Consider the following 22,445-nt stretch of genomic DNA (forward strand, 5'->3'; position numbering starts at 1 on the left):
ATGGCTGACGCTCTTCCACAATCACCAGGCCCCATCGGTGTTTTCGATTCGGGCTATGGCGGCCTGACCATCCTTCATGGCATCCGCCAGCTACTGCCCCAATACGACTACATCTACCTTGGCGACAATGCGCGCGCACCCTACGGTTCGCGCTCGTTCGACGTGGTTTACCAATTCACCCGACAAGCTGTGCTGAAACTTTTCAGCATGGGTTGCCAACTGGTGATACTGGGTTGCAACACCGCATCGGCCAAAGCCCTGCGCACCATCCAGCAAACCGACCTTCCTGAACTCGACTCACGTCGCCGTGTGCTGGGCGTTATCCGTCCGACGGCCGAGATAATCGGAAAACTGACCGACTCCCGGCATGTCGGTATCTTAGCCACCGAAGGAACGGTGAAGAGCGAAAGCTACAACATGGAAATCAACAAGCTGTGGCCCGATATTGAGGTGACGGGGGTTGCCTGCCCACTGTGGGTACCGATTATTGAGAACAACGAGGCCAACGGGCCCGGTGCCGATTACTTCGTCAAGAAACGCATTGACCACATCCTTAGTCTCGACCCACGTATCGACACGATTATACTCGGATGCACACACTACCCCATCCTGATACCTAAAATCAAACAATACGTTCCCGAAGGCATCCGCATTATATCGCAAGGAAAATATGTGGCCGAAAGCCTGAAAGACTATCTCAACCGCCATGCCGACATGAACGAACGCTGCACGAAAGGCGGATCGGCAAGGTACTTTACTACCGAGAACGAGGAGAAATTCAAGGAAAACGCGCGGATATTCTTGCCCGAAGGTATAGAGGTGTCGCATCTGTCGCTGGAATAATCTGCTCTAATTACTCCCTTTATGCGCCCCGACCGTGGCCCTTTTCCCACCCCATAGATTTTTTTCAGACGGCCTTTTCTTCAACTTGACAACAGTGATTCCCACCGAATATCGACTGAAAATCGACAAAGAATCAGCTGGCCGATGAGCGACGACTGTAAAATTTTTTCGCCATCGTCATCCCATAGCTCACCTTTCGATTGTCAAAAGGTCAGCTATGACCATGCGAAAGCTTAGCTTTTGCCAAGTGACAGGTAAGCTTTCAGAATAAAAACATGTAGAATACTGAAACACAACGGATTGCGCAATCAACTATTTCAGTATTGATTGTCAATATTATTTGCCTGTAGCAGCAATCTTCTGGCAAATTCCCAGACCACGATTCCTGCTGTCACGCTTACGTTGAGCGAATGCTTGGTACCGAATTGCGGTATTTCCAAACAACCGTCGCTCATGTCAACCACCTCTTGCCTTACCCCTTTCACTTCATTGCCCAGCACTACTGCACACGACTGCCTGTCGCCCGCAAACGGAGTGGCAGGCAGTTCGTGCAATTTAGTCGATCCCTCCACCTGCTCTACGCTATAGACGAAATAATGGTTGGCCTTCAATTCACGGATGGCATCTTCGGTATTGGCAAAATATTTCCAATCAACGGAGTCCTCCGCGCCAAGTGCCGTCTTGTGAATCTCAGCACTGGGCGGCGTGGCGGTTATCCCACAAAGATAGATGGCCTCCACCCGAAAGGCGTCGCATGAGCGGAACACGCTCCCCACGTTGTACAACGACCTCACATCGTCAAGGACGACGACGAGAGGCAGTTTGTTTGCCTCTTTAAACTCCTTGAGTGAGAGGCGGTTCATCTCTATTGTGCGCAGTTTTCTCATCGTATCGGATCCCTGTCGGCATTGGAAAGCGCATCAGGGAAATAGCTTCTGATTGATTATTTCAATGAAAATGCAATCGCATACGACTTGATTTGCTTCACCATCGACAGCAAGCCGTTGCTTCGTGTAGGGCTAAGATGCTGCCGAAGTCCTATCCTATCGATGAAATAGAGGTCGGCATCAATGATTTCCTGTGGTGTATGGCCACTGATAACACGAATGAGCAAGGCAATAATTCCCTTCGTTATGAGTGCGTCGGAATCGGCAGTGAACACGAGTTTGCCATCCTCCATGTCGCATTGCAGCCACACGCGGCTCTGACAGCCCTCTATAAGATTCTGCTCTGTCTTGTATTTAGGGTCCAGTTCCTCCAGATCGTTGCCCAAGTCGATGAGCATCTGATATTTGTCCATCCAGTCGGTGAAATCGGAAAACTCACCGATTACCTCATCTTGCATTTCGTTTATTGTCATAATGGTATATCGTTTTATAAACCTATCATTTTGATTCTACGGCTGTCTCTTCTCCTGTTGCCGAACAAATTGTCAACCTCGAACAAGCCTTTTCCACATGCAAGTATCGCAAAGGCTGCGGCAGAGGCATTGAATGCCGAACAGTCGAGCGGAGCTTTGATGCCCTCTGATGTGGCCATGGCGATGGCAAAGGTGAGTATCATCAGACCCGAAAGCGAGGCTGTCCATCTCAATTTAAGGCCCAACAGCAAGCAAACGGAAAACAATATCTCACAGGCGGTGGCCGTCCAGCCCAGTGCGGGAATGTATTCGGCGGGCACATAAGGAATCAAGGTTTGCGTGTAGGCAAGGTATTTGTCCATACTTCCCCATACACACATATCCTTTGCCCATAAGCCGAAGCGGTCGGCAACAGCTGAAAGCATAGACGTTGCGACGGTAAGCCTTAGAAACAGTTTGGCAATTTGATGTAGTTCTATCATAGGTTTGATGTTTTACTAAAGTTTATTCATCTACTTTCGTCCTCACAATCTTATACACCTTGTCGTTAGGGCGTACCTTGTCGGGCACGGGCAGTGACACCCGCCATCCCTTCTCTGCCCTATCGACAGGCTTTAGGTCGTAGCGTATCTCGCTGGCGGTGAACTTCATCACGCCGGTTGTCGTACCAGTGATGAGCATTTTCTCATTCAGCGCAATCTCTGAGGCTTCAACGGCAATCTCGGCGACACCCAGTTTGGAGAAATACTTGATGACCTTGCCCACGAGAACTTTCCGCTCGGTGGCCTTGTTGCCATAGTTCCGGGTCCATTCGCCCATCTTTTGCCCTTGGTAATATCCATCCCAGAAGCCCCGGTTGAACACCGTCTTGAGCCGTTCGTCCCACGCATCCTTCTTCTTCTCTGTGTAAGTGCCTTCGATAACACTGCTGATAGCCTCCTTGTAACAAGTAACAACCTCGTGAACATACTCCGGTCCGCGAGCGCGCCCTTCGATCTTGAACACCCTTACACCGGCTTTCATCATCTTGTCGATGAACCGAATGGTTTTCAAGTCTTTGGGGCTCATGATGTATTTGTTGTCAATTTCGAGCTGATTGCCCGTCTCGTTGTCGGTAACTGTGTAGGAACGGCGGCATATCTGCACACATTCGCCACGGTTGGCAGAGCGATTTGCATCGTGAAGACTCATGTAACACTTGCCCGAAACGGCCATACAGAACGCCCCATGACAGAACATTTCAATACGCACCAGTTCGCCACGAGGCCCCCGGACATCCTGTTCCTGAATCTGACGGTATATCTCCGCAACCTGGTTCATATTGAGCTCGCGGGCCAAAACAGCAACATCGGCAAACTGAGCATAGAACTTCAGTGCCTCGATATTTGAGATATTGAGCTGCGTTGACAAGTGAACCTCAAGCCCAACCTGACGGCAATACACCATGACAGCCACGTCGCTGACAATCGCCGCTGTGATGTCAGCCTGTTTTGCCGCATCTATAATCTCTCGCATCACACTGAGGTCTTCGCCATAGATAACCGTATTCACCGTGAGGTATGTCTTGATTCCCCTCGCTTTGCAAGTCTCGGCAATCTCTTTCAGGTCCTCAATCGTGAAATGGTTGGCCGAATGCGACCTCATATTGAGCTGACCAATACCAAAATAGACAGAGTCTGCCCCTGCCTGGATGGCTGCAGCAAGACTCTCGCGTGAGCCTACTGGTGCCATTATTTCAAATTCTTGTATATTCATTGTTACCTTTTACTGTGCGAGATAATGCAAACGAGGACAAAAAAAGTTTACTTTCAATTGGCCGAGTGCAGCTTATCTTCTGCAAAGATAAATAAAATATCTGATAACATCATGCTAAAAACTTTCTAACTTTCATCTGTTAAACGAGCAAACACAGCAAATCACCGCCTCATGGCTCAAAGAAAGTCCGCTGAAGCAAAGTTTTTTTAAAGCTAAAAGTCAGAATCCGGTGCACGATTAACAAGAAAAAGCAGTACCGTTTCACCATAATTCTTTATCTTTGCATACAAGTATGAAAAGAAACGCATTCATTATCATAGCATTAGTGCTGCTCATCGGATGTGGGAAGCAAAGGCAAAAGCAGGTGAGACCTGAGCATCTTACCGATGAAATACGACTGAAGACCACTCCAGTGAAGAACCAAGGGCGCAGCTCACTTTGCTGGGCATACGCCATGTTGGCAACTATTGAAACCGAGCACCTCATGCAAGGCGATTCTATCAACTTGAGTGCAGACTATGTTGCACGAATGTATCTTCAGGAACAGGTGACCCAACAACTGCTATCGAAGAACAACAAGGGGCGCTTCGGTCAGCAAGGAAACGGCATTACCACACGCGGCATGTCGAGTATGCTGCTTGATCTGATTCACACCTACGGACTTCAGCACTTCGAAGCTTACCACCGGAAGACGAACACTAACTATAATTTGCTCGCCCGTAAGCTAAGTCAGGCTATTTACTCACCCAAATCATCGGAACTGTCCAATCAACTGGAGGACATCAACGAGTTTTTGGATGACGAGATAGGCTCTGCGCCGAAACAAGTGTTCATGTATGGCGTTGTTTACACTCCACAGGAATTTGCCCGAAGCGTATGTCGCAATGACGAATACCTGGCCCTCACGAGCTTCACCCACCACACTTTCAACGAGCGTTTCCCATTGGAAGTGAAGGATAACTACTTCCACAACACCTTCCTCAATGTGCCAATCGACACGATGATGCAACGAATCGAGCGGTCAGTCATGAGCGGACATCCCGTTTGCTGGGAGGGTGACATCTCAGAAGCTGGGTTCTCGTTCGCCCAAGGCATAGCCAAGACAGACGACGAAGGAGTAAAGGCAACGCAAGAGCAGCGGCAGAAGGCTTTTGAGACACACAAGACGACCGACGACCACTGTATGGAAATCATGGGTGTTGCCCACGATGACAAAGGCAACAAATACTTTTTATGCAAGAACAGCTGGGGAACGCAGAACCGTTACCACGGCTTCATGTATCTCAGTTATAATTATGTGAGGCTCAAAACCATAGCCGTCTATATTCCACAATAGGCCTACGGCTGACATTGGTGGGCAAACGGGGCCACCGATGCCCCTTCTACCCAATCTGTTTCAGCAGGTAAGCGCACTTCTCTGGATTGCCAAGTGTCTTTCCTTTGTCACATGACAACTTTACACAGTCGTGCCATTCGCGTTTTTCGGTGATGCGCATTCCCGTCAACTTTATGACAATGTTCAGCGGTTCGGCATTCTCCACGTCGCAGGTGATGAACGTCCCCATTCCGTAGCTGTCCTTCATTCGTCCATCTACATACTTGTGTAGCTCGATTGCACGGTCGATGTTCAGCCCGTTGCTGAACACCACTTGCTTGGTTGCGGGGTCAATGCCGAGCGATTTGTACTTGGCTATGATTTTTTCGAGCTGTTCCTCCTCCACTCCGCTATCCACACGCAGTCCGCTGAACATCATTGCCATGCGCTTTGACAAGTTACTGAAGAACACTTTGTCGCCAAAGCAATCATAAAGGTATATTCCGTTGTCGCCATCATATACGTCACTGAATTTCTTCATTACGTTAAAGTTGCATTCGAATATACCGCTGACGTTCTCTTCGAACTCTATTATCTGATGGCTCATCGTGCCAACGGCCATCAGATCGTACTTCATGGCGAGGTAAACATTGCTTGTTCCTGTGAATTTTCCTGTCCACTGGTGGAATCCTTCCTCATCTTCGAACCCTCCTTGCTCATAGACTTCCTTCATAGTGCGGACAACCATATTCTGATGGTCGAACGACAGTCGCCGCCTTGTCCCCATATCGCATAATATCAGCTCATTGGTGAGAATCCTATGCGTCTTTTCGACACAACGCTCGTACTCTCTTTCTGGATTGTACGATGAGTTTTCGCCCCGCAGATTGTGCATCAATTCCGAGACAATGCTGAGAATTGGCATTTCCCACATGATGGTTGAGTACCACTTTCCACGAACCGATATATCGAGATGCCCCTCTTCGTCTTGCGAAACGGTAACCTCGTGAGGGTCGAAACGATAGCCCCGCAGGAACGTGAAGTACCATTCGGGCAGATAATAGATTCGCCGTTTCATGTAGTCAATTTCTTCTTCGGTGATGATGACTTGCGGCATATAGCCCAATTGCTCGTTGACCAACTCGGCAAAGCCTTCGGGATAGACAGTGTTATTGCGGTCAAAGAATGTATATTCTACCTCAGCGCGAGGATAAGTCTGAAGAACGTAGTACTGACAGCTGAAGGTGTAGGCGTCGTTATCAGTAAAATGATGAATTATTTGTTGCATAAGCCTTAGTTCATTCTCATTCAGAGAAGTGTGAATATTGCAAAGATAGTAAAAATTTGATAGATAAATAGTAAGACTCCCATTTATTTTGTAATTTTGCAACTAAATGAAATAATAAATATTAGACCATGCAAAATTTAGTGATTTACAATACGCTGCACCGACAGAAGGAGCGTTTTCAGCCGATTGCAGCACCCAATGTAGGCATGTATGTCTGTGGTCCAACTGTTTACGGCGACCCACACTTGGGCCATGCCCGCCCATCGATTACTTTCGACATACTTTTCCGCTATCTACAGCACATCGGTTACAAGGTGCGCTACGTCAGAAACATCACAGACGTCGGCCATTTGGAACACGATGCCGATGAGGGCGATGACAAGATAGAGAAGAAAGCGAGGCTCGAACAGCTGGAACCCATGGAGATCGCACAGCATTACACCAATCGTTATCACGATGCTATGCGCATGCTCAATGTGCTTCCGCCGTCAATAGAGCCACATGCCACTGGACACATCATAGAGCAGGAAGAACTTGTAAAGGAGATACTGAAGAACGGATACGCCTACGAGAGTAACGGAAGTATATATTTCGATGTCGCAAAATACGACAAGGACCATCACTACGGTGTGCTCTCAGGACGCAATCTGAACGATATGATCAACAACTCTCGTGAACTGGCGGGTGTGGGAGAGAAGAAAAACCAGGCAGACTTCGCCCTTTGGAAGCGCGCCATGCCCGAACACATCATGCGCTGGCCATCGCCTTGGGGCGACGGATTTCCAGGATGGCACTGCGAATGCACAGCAATGGGACGCAAGTACTTAGGAAACCATTTCGACATCCACGGTGGTGGATTGGATTTGGTGTTCCCCCACCACGAGTGCGAGATTGCCCAGGCCGTGGCTTCACAGGGAGAGGACATGGTGAAATATTGGATGCACAACAACATGATTACCATCAACGGTCAGAAGATGGGGAAATCGCTCAATAATTTCATCACTCTCGAACAGTTCTTCACCGGCAACCACAAAACACTGGATCAGGCCTACTCGCCAATGACCATCCGTTTCTTCATCCTGTCGGCGCACTACCGAGGCACGGTTGACTTCTCAAACGAGGCCTTACAGGCAGCACAGAAAGGTTACGAACGACTGATGAACGGCATTGAGGACCTCAACCGCATTCCGACGGCAGGCGCATCGGACGACAACACAAGGCTATTCGTCTCCGGACTTCGCCAAAAGTGCTACGATGCCATGAACGACGACCTCATGACACCAGCGGTCATCTCGCTGCTCTTCGAGGCTTGCCACGTTGTCAACTTACTCATCGACCACAAGGCGCAAATCTCCGCCGACGACCTAAAGGAGCTTTCTGACACGATGACGCTCTTCACATTCAACATTCTCGGACTGAAGAACGAGCGCAGTGCCAACAACGATGCACGCGAGGAGGCTTTCGGCAAAGTGGTTGACATGGTTCTCGACCTTCGTGCCAAGGCAAAGGCTGAGAAAAACTGGGCTGTCAGCGATCAGATTCGCGACGCTCTCGCCGAGGCCGGTTTCCAAGTGAAAGACACCAAGGATGGTGTGACATGGAAACTCGACAAGTAAGAAGGTATAGCCGATGTGCGACTGTACTCGCTTCGGAACACTACCTGATTTTAAAAGCTCACCAATCGCATCGTGAAAGGTAAGCGTTCGCACAATAAAAGGTCAGCTTTCGACATGCGAAAGCTGACCTTTTATTTATAGGTTCATAGACACTTGATAATCAATTAGATACGAAACGATTTGTTTCCTATCTGCATCCAATCACAGTTTCTTCATCCATTCCGCGACCCCTCATCGGTTATTCAAGCCACTGAGTCCCGTCATTTAGATGGCGGAACTAACGGCTACCTTGCTGTAAGCTGGCGGTGCGAAACCAGTGGGGCGACTTTTTGCCACGCTTAGCCTTCCGACTGAGTGGCCCTATCTGACTTGATGAGTGCCAACAGATGCTCAACGGCATCTTCTTCAGGAATGTTGCGCTCCACGCACACTTTCTTTCGGTAAAGACTTATCTTGTTCCTGCCAGCGCCTACATAACCATAATCGGCATCGGCCATCTCACCCGGACCGTTGACAATGCAACCCATGATGCCTATTTTCAAGCCCTTCATTCCCTTTGTGGCCTCCTTGATGCGGGCAATCGTCGTGCGGAGATCGTAGAGTGTGCGACCACAGCCTGGACAAGAGATGTACTCCGTCTTGACCATTCGCAAGCGCCCAGCCTGTAAAATTCCAAAAGCTGTCTGCTCTATGTCATCGGCCGAAAGGTCTCCGTCATTCATCAGCCACAAACCATCTGTCAATCCGTCCATCATCAGTGCTCCCATGTCGGCCGCTGCCTCCAATTGGAAGGCTTCTTTCGTGGTGATGGGCGATGATTTACACTGACCATCGACAGAGGAATGCTGGTACATCTGGGCAAAGACGACAGGATTCCTGACACCAGCCGTCATCATCTGATGAACCAAAGCACGCTGTTCGCCGAGCTTGTTCTGATGATTGCTGGTGCAGACGACCACCACTTCGGGATGGTACTTCAGGCAAGTGAGGAACTCTTCTGAGGGTGTGCCATATTTCAGCACGAGGAACTTCATCTCCGACCTCACCGTTCCGATGAGAGGGATGGCCGGTGTCGGGAATATCGGATAGACATTGTCTTCGGGTAGCTCACCCTTTGTGGCCAGTTCGATGTAGGCATTGTAGTCGAGGATGTACTTCTGTCCCTTGACGAGTTGCTTCGGGAGCGTGTCGTTGACATATATGTAATCGGGTTTCGGCATATCGGCCGATGATACCATGACTGGCTGGTTGGCTTTGTTCTGGGTAGCGATGACAACGGGCACGTTCTCACCCCCAATATTGCCCACGGCCACCGTCTGACGGCGCTCCGGTCGCAAGTAGTCGAAGTCCTTTCCAGCCTCGGCAGGTATGAGAAGATGTCCCTGTCGGCGACGGATGTAGCGCGTGAGATAAGCTGCCACAGGAATTTCGCACTCCGGATCCTCACTCAACGACACGCGGATGGTGTCTCCGATGCCATCGCTGAGCAGTGCGCCGATGCCCACAGCGCTCTTGATGCGTCCGTCCTCACCCTCGCCGGCTTCGGTAACGCCAAGATGTAATGGGTAGTGCATACCTTCTTTCTCCATCTCGGCAATCAAAAGGCGGACGGAACGGACCATTACGACGGTGTTCGACGCCTTGATGGATATGACTATGTCGCCGAACTCGTACTTCTTGAAGATGCGGAGGAACTCCATGCAGCTCTCGACAATGCCTTCAGGCGTGTCGCCGTAGCGTGACATGATGCGGTCGGACAGGCTTCCGTGGTTCACACCCACACGAACGGCCGTATGATGCTCCTTGCAGATGTTGATAAAGGGCAGCAGACGGTCCTCGATGCGCTGCAACTCGCAGGCATATTCCTCATCGGTGTATTCCAGAACCTTGAACGTGCGACCGGGATCGACGTAGTTCCCCGGATTGATGCGCACCTTCTCGGCATACAACGCGGCGACATCAGCCACGTTCGCATTGAAATGGACATCCGCACAGAGAGGTGTCTTATAGCCGTCGGCACGCAAGCGGGCACTGATATTCCTTAGATTCTCAGCCTCTTTCTTGCCTTGTGTGGTCAGCCTGACAAGCTCCCCGCCGGCATCGATGATTCTTTCCGACTGTTCGACGCTCGCTTGTGTGTCATCGGTCGATGTGGTGGTCATCGATTGCACCCTGACGGGATTATCGCCACCGATGTCCAACACACCCACATGTGTGACAGTACTCTTCCTTCTCTCGTAATTGAATAAATCTATCATGTCTCCTTAACCCATAAGTCATCATGCGCAATGATCGATTATCACTGCTATTATTGAGTTTTGCAGCAACTCTCGCCCTGTCGTCATCAAGCAACCAGTCGTGAGCGGCAAAGCCAATCATGAAAACAAGTCGTGAACCGTGAGTGATGAATTGATGTTTGGCTTAGCACTTGAACCGATAATCCTTGATTTCGGCCAGTTCTTTGTTTGCCTTCTCAATCTTCTCCCCCAGTGTTGACTTCCAATTCTCAACCTTACGGGCTATCTCCTCATCGCCAAGTGCCATCATCTCGGCAGCGAGAATGGCGGCATTCTGAGCTCCATTCACACCAACGGTGGCCACAGGGATGCCCGGCGGCATCTGAATAATCGACAACATGGCATCAAGACCATCCAGCATACCCTTGATTGGTACACCAATCACTGGCAGAGAGGTCGATGCTGCGATGACACCAGGTAAGGCTGCGGCCATGCCGGCTCCCGCAATGATCACCTTTATGCCACGACCCTTGGCCTCTTTGGCGAAACTTTCTACTGCGGCCGGTGTGCGATGAGCCGACAATGCATTAACCTCGAAAGGAATTTCGCACTGCTCCAACCACTTACAAGCTTTTTCCATGACAGGGAGATCGCTTGTTGAACCCATGATAATACTAACTAATGGTTTCATCTTCTATGAATATTATATGATCATTATCGTAACAAATGCACTCACAAGGCCAAGGAAAAATCCTGCCGTCACTTGTGTGAGCGTGTGCTGTCGCAAAATTATGCGGCTCGAACCCACAACTCCCGACGCAATTATGGTGAGGCAAAGCCACCAGATGGGATTGAAACTGAGCACCACCGAGAAAGCAATGAGTCCCCCAAGAACGCCCCCTATGCCAGCCGTATGTGTGGAAATTTTCCACCAGACATTGATAATGGCGCACAATACCTGAATTACCAGCGCCATAACCAGAACGGACGTAATGAGATGGGGCAGGTGCAGCAGATTCATGATGTAGAAACAGCCGAAATAGCAGAGGATTGATATGGCGTAAGGCATCATACGGCGCTCTTTTTGGCCAAGTTGTATCAGTGTCCAGCCATGATACTGCCGGTAAATGTGGATGAGCAGTGTGGGAATGAGCACCGTAAACAGATAGACCATGAGCACTAACGATATCTTGAATTGCCAAGGGAACGTGCTTAGGTAAGAAAAAACAAATATAGCCAGAACTCCCACCACTGGGAGGTAAAAGGGTGTGAGTAGCATGCTCACGATTCTGGCTGTCATTATTATGTTTTTCTCGCTCATTCTTTACTTTCCGTTAGTTGTTTTCGGCTTGTTCATTTTGCTTTTGGTCACTATTCCCTCCGCAACCGTGCCACGGGGAGGTTGAGTTGCTCGCGGTATTTGGCCACCGTACGTCTGGCTATCGGGAATCCTTTCTCTTTCATCACCTTTGCAAGGGCCTCATCGCTGAGCGGTTTTTTCTTGTTTTCGCCGTCGATTACTTCCCTGAGTGCCACTTTTATCTTACGTGTTGACATTTCCTCGCCATCTTCGGTGGTGTAACTGTCGGTGAAAAAGAACCTGAGTGGGAAGGTTCCCCATCTTGTCTGTGCGTATTTTATGTTGCTGACACGGGAAATCGTTGAGATATCAAGCCCCGTTTTCTCGGCAATGTCTTTGAGAATCATCGGTTTCAGGTCAGACTCGTCGCCGTCCTGAAAGAACTTCCGCTGTATGTCGATGATGGCTCTCATCGTGATGTATAGTGTGTTGCGGCGTTGTTTGATGGCTTCGATGAACCCTTGGGCCTTTTCAACTTTCTCCTTTGCATAGAGGAGCGCTTCCTTTGCCTGTCGGTTCATGCCTTGTTTGTTCTCCTTATAGGCAGCCAGCATATCGTTGAAGCTCTGCGATACGTGCAGTTCGGGCAGACGGCCGTGGTTGAGTGTGAAGCTGATCGTTCCGTCATCGTCGGTATCAACAATGAAATCGGGTGTTATTTGCTGAATGCTCCTGCCCATGGTCTCACTCATTGATGCGCCGGGCTTGGGGTTCAGCTTTCGGATCTCTCTTTGGAGGGCTTCCACTTGGTCGTCGGAGAGTGAGAGGGCGCTTTGTATTTTGTCCCAGTGTTTCTTGGTAAATGCGTCGAAAAAGTCGGTCAATATTGTGTGGAGATTCTGGTAAATGTAGCTGTTGGCTTGCCATTCGCCATTCGCTACCTTACGGTCGATTTGCAGCAGCAGGCATTCTTGGAGCGATCGGGCGCCGATTCCGGGAGGATCAAAGTCGTGAAGAAGCTCCAATGTGCTTGCAATGTCTTCCTCAGTGCAATCGATTCCGTGATAGATGGCCAGTTCGTCGGCTATGGTGTCAAGGTCTTTTCGTAAGAGACCGTCGTCGTCCAGACTGCCGATGAGGTATTCGATGACAGTGCGTTGCAGCTCGGTCATCTCCCGTTCGCCAACCTGTTGGTTGAGCTTGTCGATGAATGAAGTTGTGTCGCCATAGACTATCTCCTCGTAGTCGGCATTGTCGCGCTGCTGCCGGCCATCATAGGTGGGCAGTTCGTCGTCGGAGCGCATTCTCTCCAGTGCCGTATCGAGTGCATCTTGCCGTTCTTCCCGCTCCTGTTGCGTATCGTAGTCGTTCTCCTGGCTGTCGGTTGCCTCGGCATTTTCGGTCCATTCGCCTTCGTCGCCTCCCTTTTCGAGTGCTGGATTGTCGTCAAGCTCTGCATTGACGCTGTCCTCCAGCTCTGTCAATGGCATCTCAAGCAACTTCACTTGCAACATCTGCTGTTGTGATAGACGCTGCACCTGCTGTTGTTTCTGTTCTTGGATTTGTACTTGTTTTTGAGCCATCGACTTTTGAATTTCAATGCAAAATTACGAAAAAAGTAAGATATTCACCTGAAATATTCGTGTAATTGTGCTGCCAGTGATGAAAGTTTGTTGGGATTGTCGTTTCCATATCTGATCCATATCTCCTGACAGGGAAGCAAGAGGGGCGAAATCATCAGGTCGTCTCGGTTCAGATAGGGGTCGCAGAACTGGAAAACGTCCAATATCTCGACCACCGTCGCGGGCGCTAACTTCAGCGTTTTGGCCATTTCCTTCACCTCAGGTGTCTCCGTCACCATGGTTATGGGCGTCAACCGGAAGTATAAGTCAAGTATCATGATGAGCATCACAGGCTTCAACCTTTCGTTTTGCGGTAGCGGCATGAAGTCTTTCTCGAAAGTCTCCTTCACCTCGACACCCTCGTAGAATTCCTTCGGCTGTCCGAAACCTTTCAGTGCGCGCAATTTACGCACATCCCTGTTCAGCTTTCGCTGATTGTCGGCATAAGTTTCCCAGATGAGCCGCATGACGGGCATATTGCGTTGGCGTAGCACGAATTGCTGTTCGTAAAGGTTCTGCGGAGGGATGTGCAACTCAAGGCTGAGCTTCACCAGCTGGTGCGAGTACAAAGGTTTTACTCCGGCTGGCTTCTGCTGATAGAGTTGCAGCAGCAAGAGCCAATATTCGTCAGACCAAAGAGGATGTGTTGCCATAAATGAGGAAGATTTCTTTGTTTACTCGCAAAGTTACCTATTTTATAATTACTATACAAATAATCATGAAAAGATTGTGGAAATAGAGCGTCGGTGTAAAATAATTTTACCACCACATCCCGATACCTTAGCTTTCGCACGGTCAAAGGTGAGCTTTCGACACATGAAAGGTAAGCTATTGCATCTCAAAACCTAAGCTTTTGAAAAGAGAAAAGTAAAACACTGTCTTTTCCCTAAAATCACTTGTCAGATCTGACGATATCTTTCTGTTTTACTTGTCAAATATTTTCTTGTTTACTGAATGACTTGACATTAACATTATATAGATTGAATTTGAAGACTTTGCTTTCTGTATGATGGAGCAAGCCAGAAAAAAGCGAATAACTGATATCCTCAAGCTGAAAGGTAGGTATAATGGTATGACACTTTTCAGAATGCAAAATGAGTTATAGGTCACCGTTTCAAAAATTAGGGCTGACACTTCGTCGAAGTATCAGCCCCTTTGGTTATCTTTGTTATTGAGTTTTTTCCCAAATTAGGCTTGGAGGCCATCAAAAGAGAATTATCAATGTCATCGGCAACCTCGTGGGACTTTTAATTATACCACGAGGTTGCATGGTTGAAATGAATTAACGAACCGTTCTTAATACTTTTTTACCATTGATAATATAAATACCTTTCGGAAGACGAAGGAAGTCAGCCTTGCCATATCCCATTATCTCTCCATTGATGTTGTAGATGATAGAATTGTCAAATGTGGCATCAACCCCAACGTCTGCAATGCCTAAAGTTGGCGTGACGATATCTATTTTCAAAGCATTGGCTATGTCCGCTCCTGGTATAATTCCATCCGCGGTCATGAAATAAGCGTAGAATGGTGCGCTCTTGCTCGAAGGCTGTACAACGAATTTCGTACCAGTCTCATTCAGTTGATATGCCTTTTCAACAGGCTCTGCAGTGTAGCTACCAACAAATTTATACTTTGTGCCTGTAACAACGGGAATTACATCTGCCATTACCTCAGCATTCGTACCATGGAACACAACATCCTTTGGAGTCGGGTCAATAGCAGTTCCCATTAATTTGTTTTCTATCGTAATAATATAAGGATGATTTGCCTTGAAATCTCTTACATAGTCATAGTAAATCGTATTCTTTGCGTCATCTTCACCGAAAACATTCATCAACCAGACGCTCTTGTCTTTGTCTTTTTCCGACTTGAGCCAGTCATAAGCTATGTTATCAATGGTAATGCTGTTCACATCGAATGGTAGCACGATGGTTTGCCAGTTATAGTTTGTACCGTCATAACCTTTTTCAAATTTACGAGTATAGGTAATGTCTTTGGCAGTGAAGTCGTAAAGAGGTCTGAAGTCCGTATTGGCATCATCTACCAAGGTTATCTTCTCGGCTTCTCCGTTGACAATGACATTCTTTCCTGCAACTGCGGAAGGTACGTTTGCTTTTTCAGCGAAATAGTAGAGCGCATTCGGGTTCGTACTACCAGTAAGTGCACCCTTGATGGTCGATGAACCGAAATCAATGGCTGTGGCATTGCCTAAATCTATGTCATTGGTCGGATTGAAAGTCTTGAAAGTCCCGTCCGGATAGAAAGCCGTTACACCAGGCAACACCTTGAATTCAGCTGAATAACCCCTTTCGTTCCATTCCCCACCATCTTTATGTGTGAACACACTCACAAGATAACTCTGCTCTTCACTCAAACCAACAAATTTAAATGTCTGTGTGAGCGTTCCGTTTGCCTTTACCGATACTTCTCGGGGAACATCGCCGAGGTTGTACCATTTACTTCCCGAGTGTTGGAACACGGTTACGTATATCTTGTCATTGTATGGTGTAGAAGCATTGTTTGTCAATGTGAACTTACCCGTGATGCCTTTTCCATAGACAACACCGTCCTTGTTCGCGTCAATGCTTACCTCTGCCTTAAGATTACCTCCGTTTCCGGCCTCTCGAACGATGAATGTGCCTGATGATCCAGGAATATCCGTATAGGTATCTTCCCATTTCTTTGTGGTCTCGTTATAAGACTCCTCTACGCTGACCAAACTGTATTTGAACGTTCCGGCAGTTTTTGGGATATAACCGAACGATATCTGTGATTTCTTGCCACGTGCGACGGACAGTGACACCACATTCTCTTCAACATTATTCTTGTCGATCCTAAGTCCCACGAGCCCGTAATAGTCAGAACCAGTGTTGCTAACGTCAAAATTGAATGTGCAAGGAGTTCCTACCGTCGGTGTTCCTTCAATTTTCGCAGTTGCGTTGAGGTTGAAGTTCGACCCGTCTTCAGTTTCCAAAACACGATACTGTGTTTCTGTAATTTCCACCATTACATAGTTTTTCGTATAACCGTCGCAGAGTTTCCAATCTTCATTTGTCTTTTCTCTATACACTGGGAATACTTTATATTTCCCCAATGGGAGGTTTGCTCCGAAGTCGTTTAACTCCCATAATTTGATGGTATAATAATAGTTGTAGTCTTTGTATTTACATTCTTCCGATCCATTGCTCAATACTTGAATCAATTGGTTATTTTCATCGCATAGCCCGATGCTGAGATAACAGTTTCTTGGGCCTTTCTCCATATTCAGCACTTTGAATGTATATGAATATTCATCATCTTTGGAATAGAAATCTGCTCCCTTGAAGTTCACGTCTTTTGATGCTCGATTGACAGTTTTCACAGATGGGTATATACCATAACCTACCAGTGTGCAGGCAGCCGGCTGCCCGTTGTTCGGCTGAATGCCGATGATGGCTTGTTGATCTTGGGAATAACCGCCTTCAAAACCACCTATACCCTGTGCTCCCGGTTCTAAAACCGACAGGCGGTAATATCCGTCCTGAAAACCGCTCCAGCCCCAATTAATGTGGAAGAACTCGCCTTCGGCATATCCATCCACTACGAAACAGTGCCCACCGAAAGGCGATGCGCCACAGAGCACCACTGGACGCTTCGCCTTCAACTCGCCGTAAAGTGCGTCTGCCCATGTATCTGCGGTATAATCGTAGCGTGTTATCAGTTTTGTTGTAGCCGCGTAATCGAAATAGGTTTTAAGAGCTTTGGGCACGTCGCTGCCAAAAGCCCCAGAACCGCCCTTGGAGGAATAGTAATAATTCATGCGAACGCTGCTTCCGCAATACTGCATCAGCTTTGCTACGGCATCAGCCTCTGCTTGGGAGTAGTTTCTACTGTAAACGTTTCGCATGTTTCTCCAGTCGAAAGTGGTTACCGGCAACTCTGAAACATTCAAATTCGCTTGTTTGGAGGTGTATGCCGGAATCGGCATCAATGTTTTCCCCTGTGGCCATTGGTAATATCCCATGACCTGTGCCATCGCTGTAGCCACGCAGCCCGTTACGAACCGACCGTTATACGTGTCTTTTTTCATACTTTCATCTGTTATTTCCGGACAGAGGTTGTTGTAGGGGACTTCCTGATCCCAATGTATTGATACCAGCGGAGATATCGGTTCTTTTGGTCGGACAATCGCTTTTCTACCTGCATGTTTCCCTGGTAGAACGTTTATTTTGTCCAACTGTTTGAGTTCTTCAACGTATGCGTCCAAGAACGATTTCATATTTGGGTTTATCTTGCTTGCGTCAAAGGAGCCAGCATCCGTGTAACCCAAAATGGCGGCTGTACGGTCGTCACCAGAAACGATGACAAAACCATTGTTCGTGCCCACGTTGAAGATGTAGAAATACGATTGATTGGATGCCGACTTGAGTTTTGGGACTCTGTATGCCTGGCGCATTTTCATTGAGCGTGGCAAGCTTTTTCTGCTGTTTAGGAAGGCTTGTGCTTCTTGCATTGCCTGATCTTGCGTTATGGGTGCGGCAAAAAGAGTTACCGAAAGCAAGAATGCGAATAATAAAGTAGTTTTTCTTAACATAAGAATAGATAATTAATTGATAAAACGAAATGTTAAAGCGATTGTTTGGAAGATGCCTTAAGAAACGCTGAACAAAAATAATAAAATATAAGTATTCTTGTAAATATTTTTACATATTTTATACCAATATCGTGTTATACGTGAAAGAATATCATAGATTTGCAAATTTCTTGCATTTTTTTCTTTCACTTCTTACATTTGATTTTTTCGTTTGTTGTCTGCCGATATGATTGAAAAATTTCTTCAAAATGTTCCCCGATGCGAGTAGCTGCGAAAACAACCTTAAGGGTATTTGAGAGAAGAGATATGGTAAATATGACGTCTTAAAACAAAAGAGAAATAATAAATGTGGTACACACGGTCAGCAACGAAAAAACGATAGGTGAGCTTTCACCCGACGAAAGGTAAGCTATTGGCCCACAAAAGGTGAGCTTTTGCAATGCCATAGGTCAGCCATAAAACTACAATACATAAAACATTGATTATAAGACGATTACATACAGGTCTCTGAAAGATTCCGAAATTGAGTAAAAAAAACACTTTTTACGCCCTTCAGTTCATCGCCCAAACTGTGCTAAGGTCATTCCACCAAGTTCGCCTTGGGCGACAATCCGACGACAATAGCCGATGTGAGGCGGTTAATTTTTCAATCGGTCGTTCACCATCCTGTACATGTATTGATAGATAATGGCCTTCAATTCCTCTTCCATCCGTGCCTGCTCGCTGACGTGTCCTGCTAAGTTGTGCTGCATCAGCTTATCGGTGAGTTTGTAGAGGCCAGTGGTTTTCGTACCATCGAACTGGAGGGTATAACCGTTGCTGGTATATTGATAGACACCGTTGATGTAATTCAGTGCGTAAGTTCTGTCAGCGGGTGTTCTCAGCAAGTCGCAACCAAACGACAGGTAAGGCTTGTCGTAGCCGAGAATGCCAAACACGGTCGGCATGATGTCAATCTGCTGTGCGATTCCCCTGCGCATTCCTGGTGTTACGTTGCCCGACGGGTCGTAGATGATAAGTGGCGCCGCAAACTCCCCTATGTCAGTCTTGTACTCCTGATGATCACTCTGGTTGGTATGGTCGCTCGTTAATATGAAAATAGTGTTCTTAAACCACGGTTGTTTGCTGGCCGTCGCAAAGAATTTACCGATGGCCATATCGGTGTATCGGATGCACTTGTGGATGGGGAGTCCATCCTCTTTGAATATATTCTCGTACTTTCGGGGAACCATGTAGGGATGGTGGCTCGACACCGTGAAGATAGCAGTCATGAAAGGCTGCCTCATCTCGCCCATCTTCGTACAGAAGTATTGTAGGAAAGGTTCGTCCCAGATGCCCCAGTTGCCATCGAAGTCGGCGTCGCCTCCGAAGCGCTTGTCGGCACTGTAGTCCTGCCGTCCGTAATAGTTCTGGAAACCAATCTTGTTGGCAAAGGCAAGGAATCCCATCGAGCCGCGGTTGGCACCATGGAAGAAAGCCGTCTGGTAGCCCCACTTCGACAAGTGTCCGGGGATTCCCGTGTAGGCATTCATCGACGAAGGAGTCAATACGAACGGCTCTATAAGCATCGGGATACTGGAGAGTACCGACGGCATGCCGTCGATGCTCTTGTGACCGTTGGCATAGGAGTATTCAAACACACAACTCTTGCTGATGAGCCTATCGACGTTGGGTGTGTACCCCTTATAGCTGCCCCCCTCCAGCTGTTTGTTGAACGCTCCGATGTACTCGCGGCCGAAACTCTCGACAATCAGTATCACCACGTTCTTCTTGTTGTGGGCGGTCGCCACTGGTTTGTGAATCGGATCGAACACCTTTGCCGAGGCTTCAAGGCTCGGATAATAAGTAGGTACGCTGAAAACGCTCTTGCCGATAGTGCGCATCAGGGCGAACGGCGTGTTGAGCACCAAGGCACACTCCACCGGACGGTTCACGTATTCGTTGGCATTGTTGATGGTTATCGGACGGACGCCGCTCTGCAATCCCCCACGGGCTCCGCTGACGCAAAGCACTGCTGCGACAGCAAGACACAAAAAGTTGATGCCCGCAAACAACCACCGACTTCTTAGGCTCTGAAAGTCGAAGATGCGACTGCGGGGGATCCGGTAAAGCTTGTACATCAGCCACGTTATAGCCACGAAAAGGACAACGAGATACCAATGTCTGACCAACTCCGTAGCGATGATTCCCCATAAATTATTCTCATTTCCGAACTCCCTGAAAACGCTGGTGGTGGTCCGCCGCAACGTGAACGGAAAATAAACGGCGTCGGCAAGGTTAATGGCCAGACAGATACTGTTGGTGACGACAAAAAGAATACGGCAGAAACGATGGTAGGCCTCTGTCTCCTTGAACCACAATGGGAAAAGCATCAGCAACACATAAAGGGCATTGCTGTAAACGATAGCCGTGGTATCGAACATCAGACTGCCACGGAACATCTCCGCCAGATGACCCGCCGTCAGCCCTTCGCTGAAGAAGCCGAAGTTTTCGAACAGGTAAGCCACACGGGCGATGAAATAAACGACATAAGCCAGTATCAGATTGAAAATCAATGCTGCTACTGGCTTCAGTGAAATGCTGAGAATACTATTTCCGTTAGATGGTCTCATCAGTTTAAATAAGTGTTGTTATCATGAGTCATTACCGATGGAACGACTATATTTCCTGCATGTCGTGCAGCTTCTTGTAGTAGCCGTCAATCCGCATCAGCTCATCGTGCGTGCCACGTTCCACAATCCGCCCCTCGTGCATCACACAGATTTCGTCGGAGTTCTTTATGGTTGAGAGACGGTGGGCCACAGCTATCGTGGTGCGGGTCTTCATCAGTTTCATCAACGCATCTTGCACCAGGCGCTCGCTCTCTGTGTCAAGGGCCGACGTAGCCTCATCGAGTATCAGTATTGGCGGATTCTTCATAATCGCACGGGCAATGCTCACACGCTGACGCTGCCCCCCTGAGAGTCTCCCTCCTCGGTCGCCGATGTTCGTAGCGTAACCTCTCTCGCTCTGCATGATGAAGTCATGGGCATTGGCGATGCGCGCTGCCTCCTCGACAGCTCTGTCGTCGGCCGTGACACCAAAGGTAATGTTGTTCTTGAACGTATCGTTGAAGAGAATTGCCTCTTGGTTGACGTTGCCAATGAGCTGCCGCAAATCGTGCAAACGTAAGTTCTTGATGTTGATTCCGTCAATCAGTATCTCCCCTTCCTGAACATCGTAATAGCGGGGAATCAGGTCAAGCAAGGTCGATTTTCCACTTCCGCTCTGCCCTACCAAAGCCACGGTCTTGCCTTTCGGAATAACGAGGTTGATATTTCTGAGCACCCAGTGCTTCACTGGTTGTCCATTTGCATTCTTTTCATCAGAGTAGGCGAAGCTAACGTTCCTGAATTCGATCTCATGGTCGAACGATTCGATGTGGATAGGATTGTCATTCTCCTTTATTTCCACCTCAGCCATGAGTATTTTGTCAACTCTTTCCATGGAAGCCATACCCTTCGGGATGTTGTATCCTGCCTTTGAGAACTCCTTTAGCGGATTGAGGATGCTGTAAAGGATGACTAGATAGTAGATGAATGTTGGTCCGCTGATGACCGGGTATTGCCCCAGGACGAGTGTTCCGCCGAACCACAGCACGACGATGATCATCAATGTTCCAAGGAACTCGCTCATAGGGTGAGCCAGTTGCTGGCGTATGTTTACCCGCATGATGGTGTTGCGATATTCGGTGTTGACGTTATCGAAGCGGCGGTTCATCTTTCCCTCTGCGCAGAATGCCTTAATAATTCTCAATCCGCCCAGTGTCTCCTCGACTTGGCTCATCGTATCGCTCCAGAGCCCTTGTGCCTCGATACTGTTCTGCTTCAGTTTGCGCCCTACTTTTCCCATGAACCATCCGAAGAAAGGTACAAAGATGAGGGTGAAAAGTGTCAGCTGCCACGACACGAGTAATAGTGTTGTGAAATACAATAAGATGAGAATGGGATTCTTGAATAGCATGTCGAGCGACGCCATAATAGAGTTGTCGATTTCCTGAACGTCACCGCTCATGCGTGCTATGATATCTCCCTTGCGTTCTTCGCTGAAGAAGCCCAGCGAAAGGCTGTTGATTTTCTCATAGAGCTGGTTGCGAATATCCCTGACTACTCCGGTTCTGATGGGGATGATTGAGGCGGAGGAGAGAAAATAGGCACCTGTCTTGAGAAGAGTCATGAAAGCCAGTGCGAGCCCGATGATGAGTAGCGTGTTGGTGGGTCCCCAACTGGTGATGAATATCTGTGTGTAGTAGTCGGCATTGTTTGACAAAACATCCTTGAACGAACCCTCACTCCATGCCATTGCGTGTGTGGCGCTGGTTCCCGAATCGACTTTGAAGAGGATTTGGAGCATCGGAATGAGTGTCATAAAAGAGAAAATATTCAGCAGTGCTGACAGAATGTTGAAGATAACCGCCATGGCAAGATACTTCTTGTATGGTGGAACAAACCTGCGTAATACGTGTATGAATTCTCTCATGAAATGCAAAGATAT

The 22,445-nt window shown here is 48.1% G+C and carries 16 protein-coding genes; 3 read left to right on the forward strand and 13 right to left on the reverse strand.

Annotation, left to right across the window (positions count from 1 at the left end; genetic code table 11):
* On the forward strand, positions 1-843 hold the full coding sequence (gene murI / locus H515_RS0101310; protein WP_028901470.1) for a glutamate racemase: 843 nt from the start codon (positions 1-3) through the stop codon (positions 841-843).
* Between the two features lie 317 nt (positions 844-1,160).
* Here the strand turns inward: murI and H515_RS0101315 are convergent, their stop codons facing one another.
* From H515_RS0101315 to H515_RS0101330, 4 genes are read right to left on the reverse strand one after another with little or no spacing between them, the layout of a single operon-like run.
* Positions 1,161-1,730 carry an RNA methyltransferase gene (locus tag H515_RS0101315; RefSeq protein ID WP_025874742.1) on the reverse strand — a complete coding sequence of 190 codons (570 nt, stop codon included), beginning with the start codon at positions 1,728-1,730 and terminating at the stop codon, positions 1,161-1,163.
* Positions 1,731-1,786: 56 nt separating this feature from the next.
* Entirely contained in the window at positions 1,787-2,203 is a 417-nt protein-coding gene (locus H515_RS0101320; RefSeq protein WP_028901471.1) for a SufE family protein, read from the reverse strand.
* A gap of 14 nt (positions 2,204-2,217) precedes the next feature.
* Positions 2,218-2,685 (reverse strand): hypothetical protein, encoded by a 468-nt coding sequence (locus H515_RS0101325; RefSeq protein ID WP_025874740.1) that lies wholly within the window; start codon positions 2,683-2,685, stop codon positions 2,218-2,220.
* Between the two features lie 22 nt (positions 2,686-2,707).
* Positions 2,708-3,958, reverse strand: coding sequence for a peptidase U32 family protein (locus H515_RS0101330; RefSeq protein ID WP_025874738.1), 1,251 nt, complete (start codon positions 3,956-3,958; stop codon positions 2,708-2,710).
* 292 nt (positions 3,959-4,250) lie between these two features.
* On the opposite strand from H515_RS0101330, the gene H515_RS0101335 reads away from it, so the two are divergent.
* Positions 4,251-5,294, forward strand: a complete 1,044-nt coding sequence (locus tag H515_RS0101335) for a C1 family peptidase (protein WP_025874736.1) — start codon at positions 4,251-4,253, stop codon at positions 5,292-5,294.
* Between the two features lie 46 nt (positions 5,295-5,340).
* On the opposite strand, the gene pncB is transcribed toward H515_RS0101335, so the two are convergent.
* A complete protein-coding gene (gene pncB, locus H515_RS0101340) occupies positions 5,341-6,561 on the reverse strand; it encodes a nicotinate phosphoribosyltransferase (RefSeq protein ID WP_025874734.1) in 1,221 nt (406 codons plus the stop codon).
* A gap of 128 nt (positions 6,562-6,689) precedes the next feature.
* Between pncB and cysS the strand changes: the two genes are divergently transcribed.
* Entirely contained in the window at positions 6,690-8,177 is a 1,488-nt protein-coding gene (gene cysS, locus H515_RS0101345; protein ID WP_025874732.1) for a cysteine--tRNA ligase, read from the forward strand.
* 338 nt (positions 8,178-8,515) lie between these two features.
* On the opposite strand, the gene H515_RS0101350 is transcribed toward cysS, so the two are convergent.
* From H515_RS0101350 to H515_RS0101390, 8 genes are all read right to left on the reverse strand, one after another.
* Entirely contained in the window at positions 8,516-10,435 is a 1,920-nt protein-coding gene (locus H515_RS0101350) for a 4-hydroxy-3-methylbut-2-en-1-yl diphosphate synthase (RefSeq protein WP_025874730.1), read from the reverse strand.
* 163 nt (positions 10,436-10,598) lie between these two features.
* Complete coding sequence (gene purE, locus H515_RS0101355; RefSeq protein WP_025874728.1) at positions 10,599-11,105, reverse strand: 5-(carboxyamino)imidazole ribonucleotide mutase; 507 nt, start codon at positions 11,103-11,105, stop codon at positions 10,599-10,601.
* A 12-nt stretch (positions 11,106-11,117) separates the two neighbouring features.
* A complete protein-coding gene (locus H515_RS0101360) occupies positions 11,118-11,735 on the reverse strand; it encodes a membrane protein (RefSeq protein WP_025874726.1) in 618 nt (205 codons plus the stop codon).
* A 50-nt stretch (positions 11,736-11,785) separates the two neighbouring features.
* A complete protein-coding gene (gene rpoN / locus H515_RS0101365) occupies positions 11,786-13,297 on the reverse strand; it encodes an RNA polymerase factor sigma-54 (RefSeq protein ID WP_028901472.1) in 1,512 nt (503 codons plus the stop codon).
* Positions 13,298-13,341: 44 nt separating this feature from the next.
* Entirely contained in the window at positions 13,342-13,989 is a 648-nt protein-coding gene (locus tag H515_RS0101370; protein ID WP_025874724.1) for a hypothetical protein, read from the reverse strand.
* Between the two features lie 629 nt (positions 13,990-14,618).
* Positions 14,619-17,912, reverse strand: coding sequence for a C10 family peptidase (locus H515_RS0101380; protein WP_081410098.1), 3,294 nt, complete (start codon positions 17,910-17,912; stop codon positions 14,619-14,621).
* A 638-nt stretch (positions 17,913-18,550) separates the two neighbouring features.
* Entirely contained in the window at positions 18,551-20,524 is a 1,974-nt protein-coding gene (locus tag H515_RS0101385; protein ID WP_028901473.1) for an LTA synthase family protein, read from the reverse strand.
* 46 nt (positions 20,525-20,570) lie between these two features.
* Positions 20,571-22,430, reverse strand: a complete 1,860-nt coding sequence (locus tag H515_RS0101390; RefSeq protein WP_025874719.1) for an ABC transporter ATP-binding protein — start codon at positions 22,428-22,430, stop codon at positions 20,571-20,573.
* Positions 22,431-22,445 lie beyond the last annotated feature (15 nt).

Origin of the sequence: Prevotella corporis DSM 18810 = JCM 8529 (genome assembly GCF_000430525.1) — a bacterium.
GTDB classification, from domain to species: Bacteria; Bacteroidota; Bacteroidia; order Bacteroidales; family Bacteroidaceae; genus Prevotella; species Prevotella corporis.

Bases quoted from the DNA above. Each gene is read 5' to 3' on its own strand.
- murI (WP_028901470.1), top strand. From the start codon at position 1: ATGGCTGACGCTCTTCCACAATCACCAGGCCCCATCGGTGTTTTCGAT.
- H515_RS0101315 (WP_025874742.1), bottom strand. From the start codon at position 1,730: ATGAGAAAACTGCGCACAATAGAGATGAACCGCCTCTCACTCAAGGAG.
- H515_RS0101320 (WP_028901471.1), bottom strand. From the start codon at position 2,203: ATGACAATAAACGAAATGCAAGATGAGGTAATCGGTGAGTTTTCCGAT.
- H515_RS0101325 (WP_025874740.1), bottom strand. From the start codon at position 2,685: ATGATAGAACTACATCAAATTGCCAAACTGTTTCTAAGGCTTACCGTC.
- H515_RS0101330 (WP_025874738.1), bottom strand. From the start codon at position 3,958: ATGAATATACAAGAATTTGAAATAATGGCACCAGTAGGCTCACGCGAG.
- H515_RS0101335 (WP_025874736.1), top strand. From the start codon at position 4,251: ATGAAAAGAAACGCATTCATTATCATAGCATTAGTGCTGCTCATCGGA.
- pncB (WP_025874734.1), bottom strand. From the start codon at position 6,561: ATGCAACAAATAATTCATCATTTTACTGATAACGACGCCTACACCTTC.
- cysS (WP_025874732.1), top strand. From the start codon at position 6,690: ATGCAAAATTTAGTGATTTACAATACGCTGCACCGACAGAAGGAGCGT.
- H515_RS0101350 (WP_025874730.1), bottom strand. From the start codon at position 10,435: ATGATAGATTTATTCAATTACGAGAGAAGGAAGAGTACTGTCACACAT.
- purE (WP_025874728.1), bottom strand. From the start codon at position 11,105: ATGAAACCATTAGTTAGTATTATCATGGGTTCAACAAGCGATCTCCCT.
- H515_RS0101360 (WP_025874726.1), bottom strand. From the start codon at position 11,735: ATGAGCGAGAAAAACATAATAATGACAGCCAGAATCGTGAGCATGCTA.
- rpoN (WP_028901472.1), bottom strand. From the start codon at position 13,297: ATGGCTCAAAAACAAGTACAAATCCAAGAACAGAAACAACAGCAGGTG.
- H515_RS0101370 (WP_025874724.1), bottom strand. From the start codon at position 13,989: ATGGCAACACATCCTCTTTGGTCTGACGAATATTGGCTCTTGCTGCTG.
- H515_RS0101380 (WP_081410098.1), bottom strand. From the start codon at position 17,912: ATGTTAAGAAAAACTACTTTATTATTCGCATTCTTGCTTTCGGTAACT.
- H515_RS0101385 (WP_028901473.1), bottom strand. From the start codon at position 20,524: ATGAGACCATCTAACGGAAATAGTATTCTCAGCATTTCACTGAAGCCA.
- H515_RS0101390 (WP_025874719.1), bottom strand. From the start codon at position 22,430: ATGAGAGAATTCATACACGTATTACGCAGGTTTGTTCCACCATACAAG.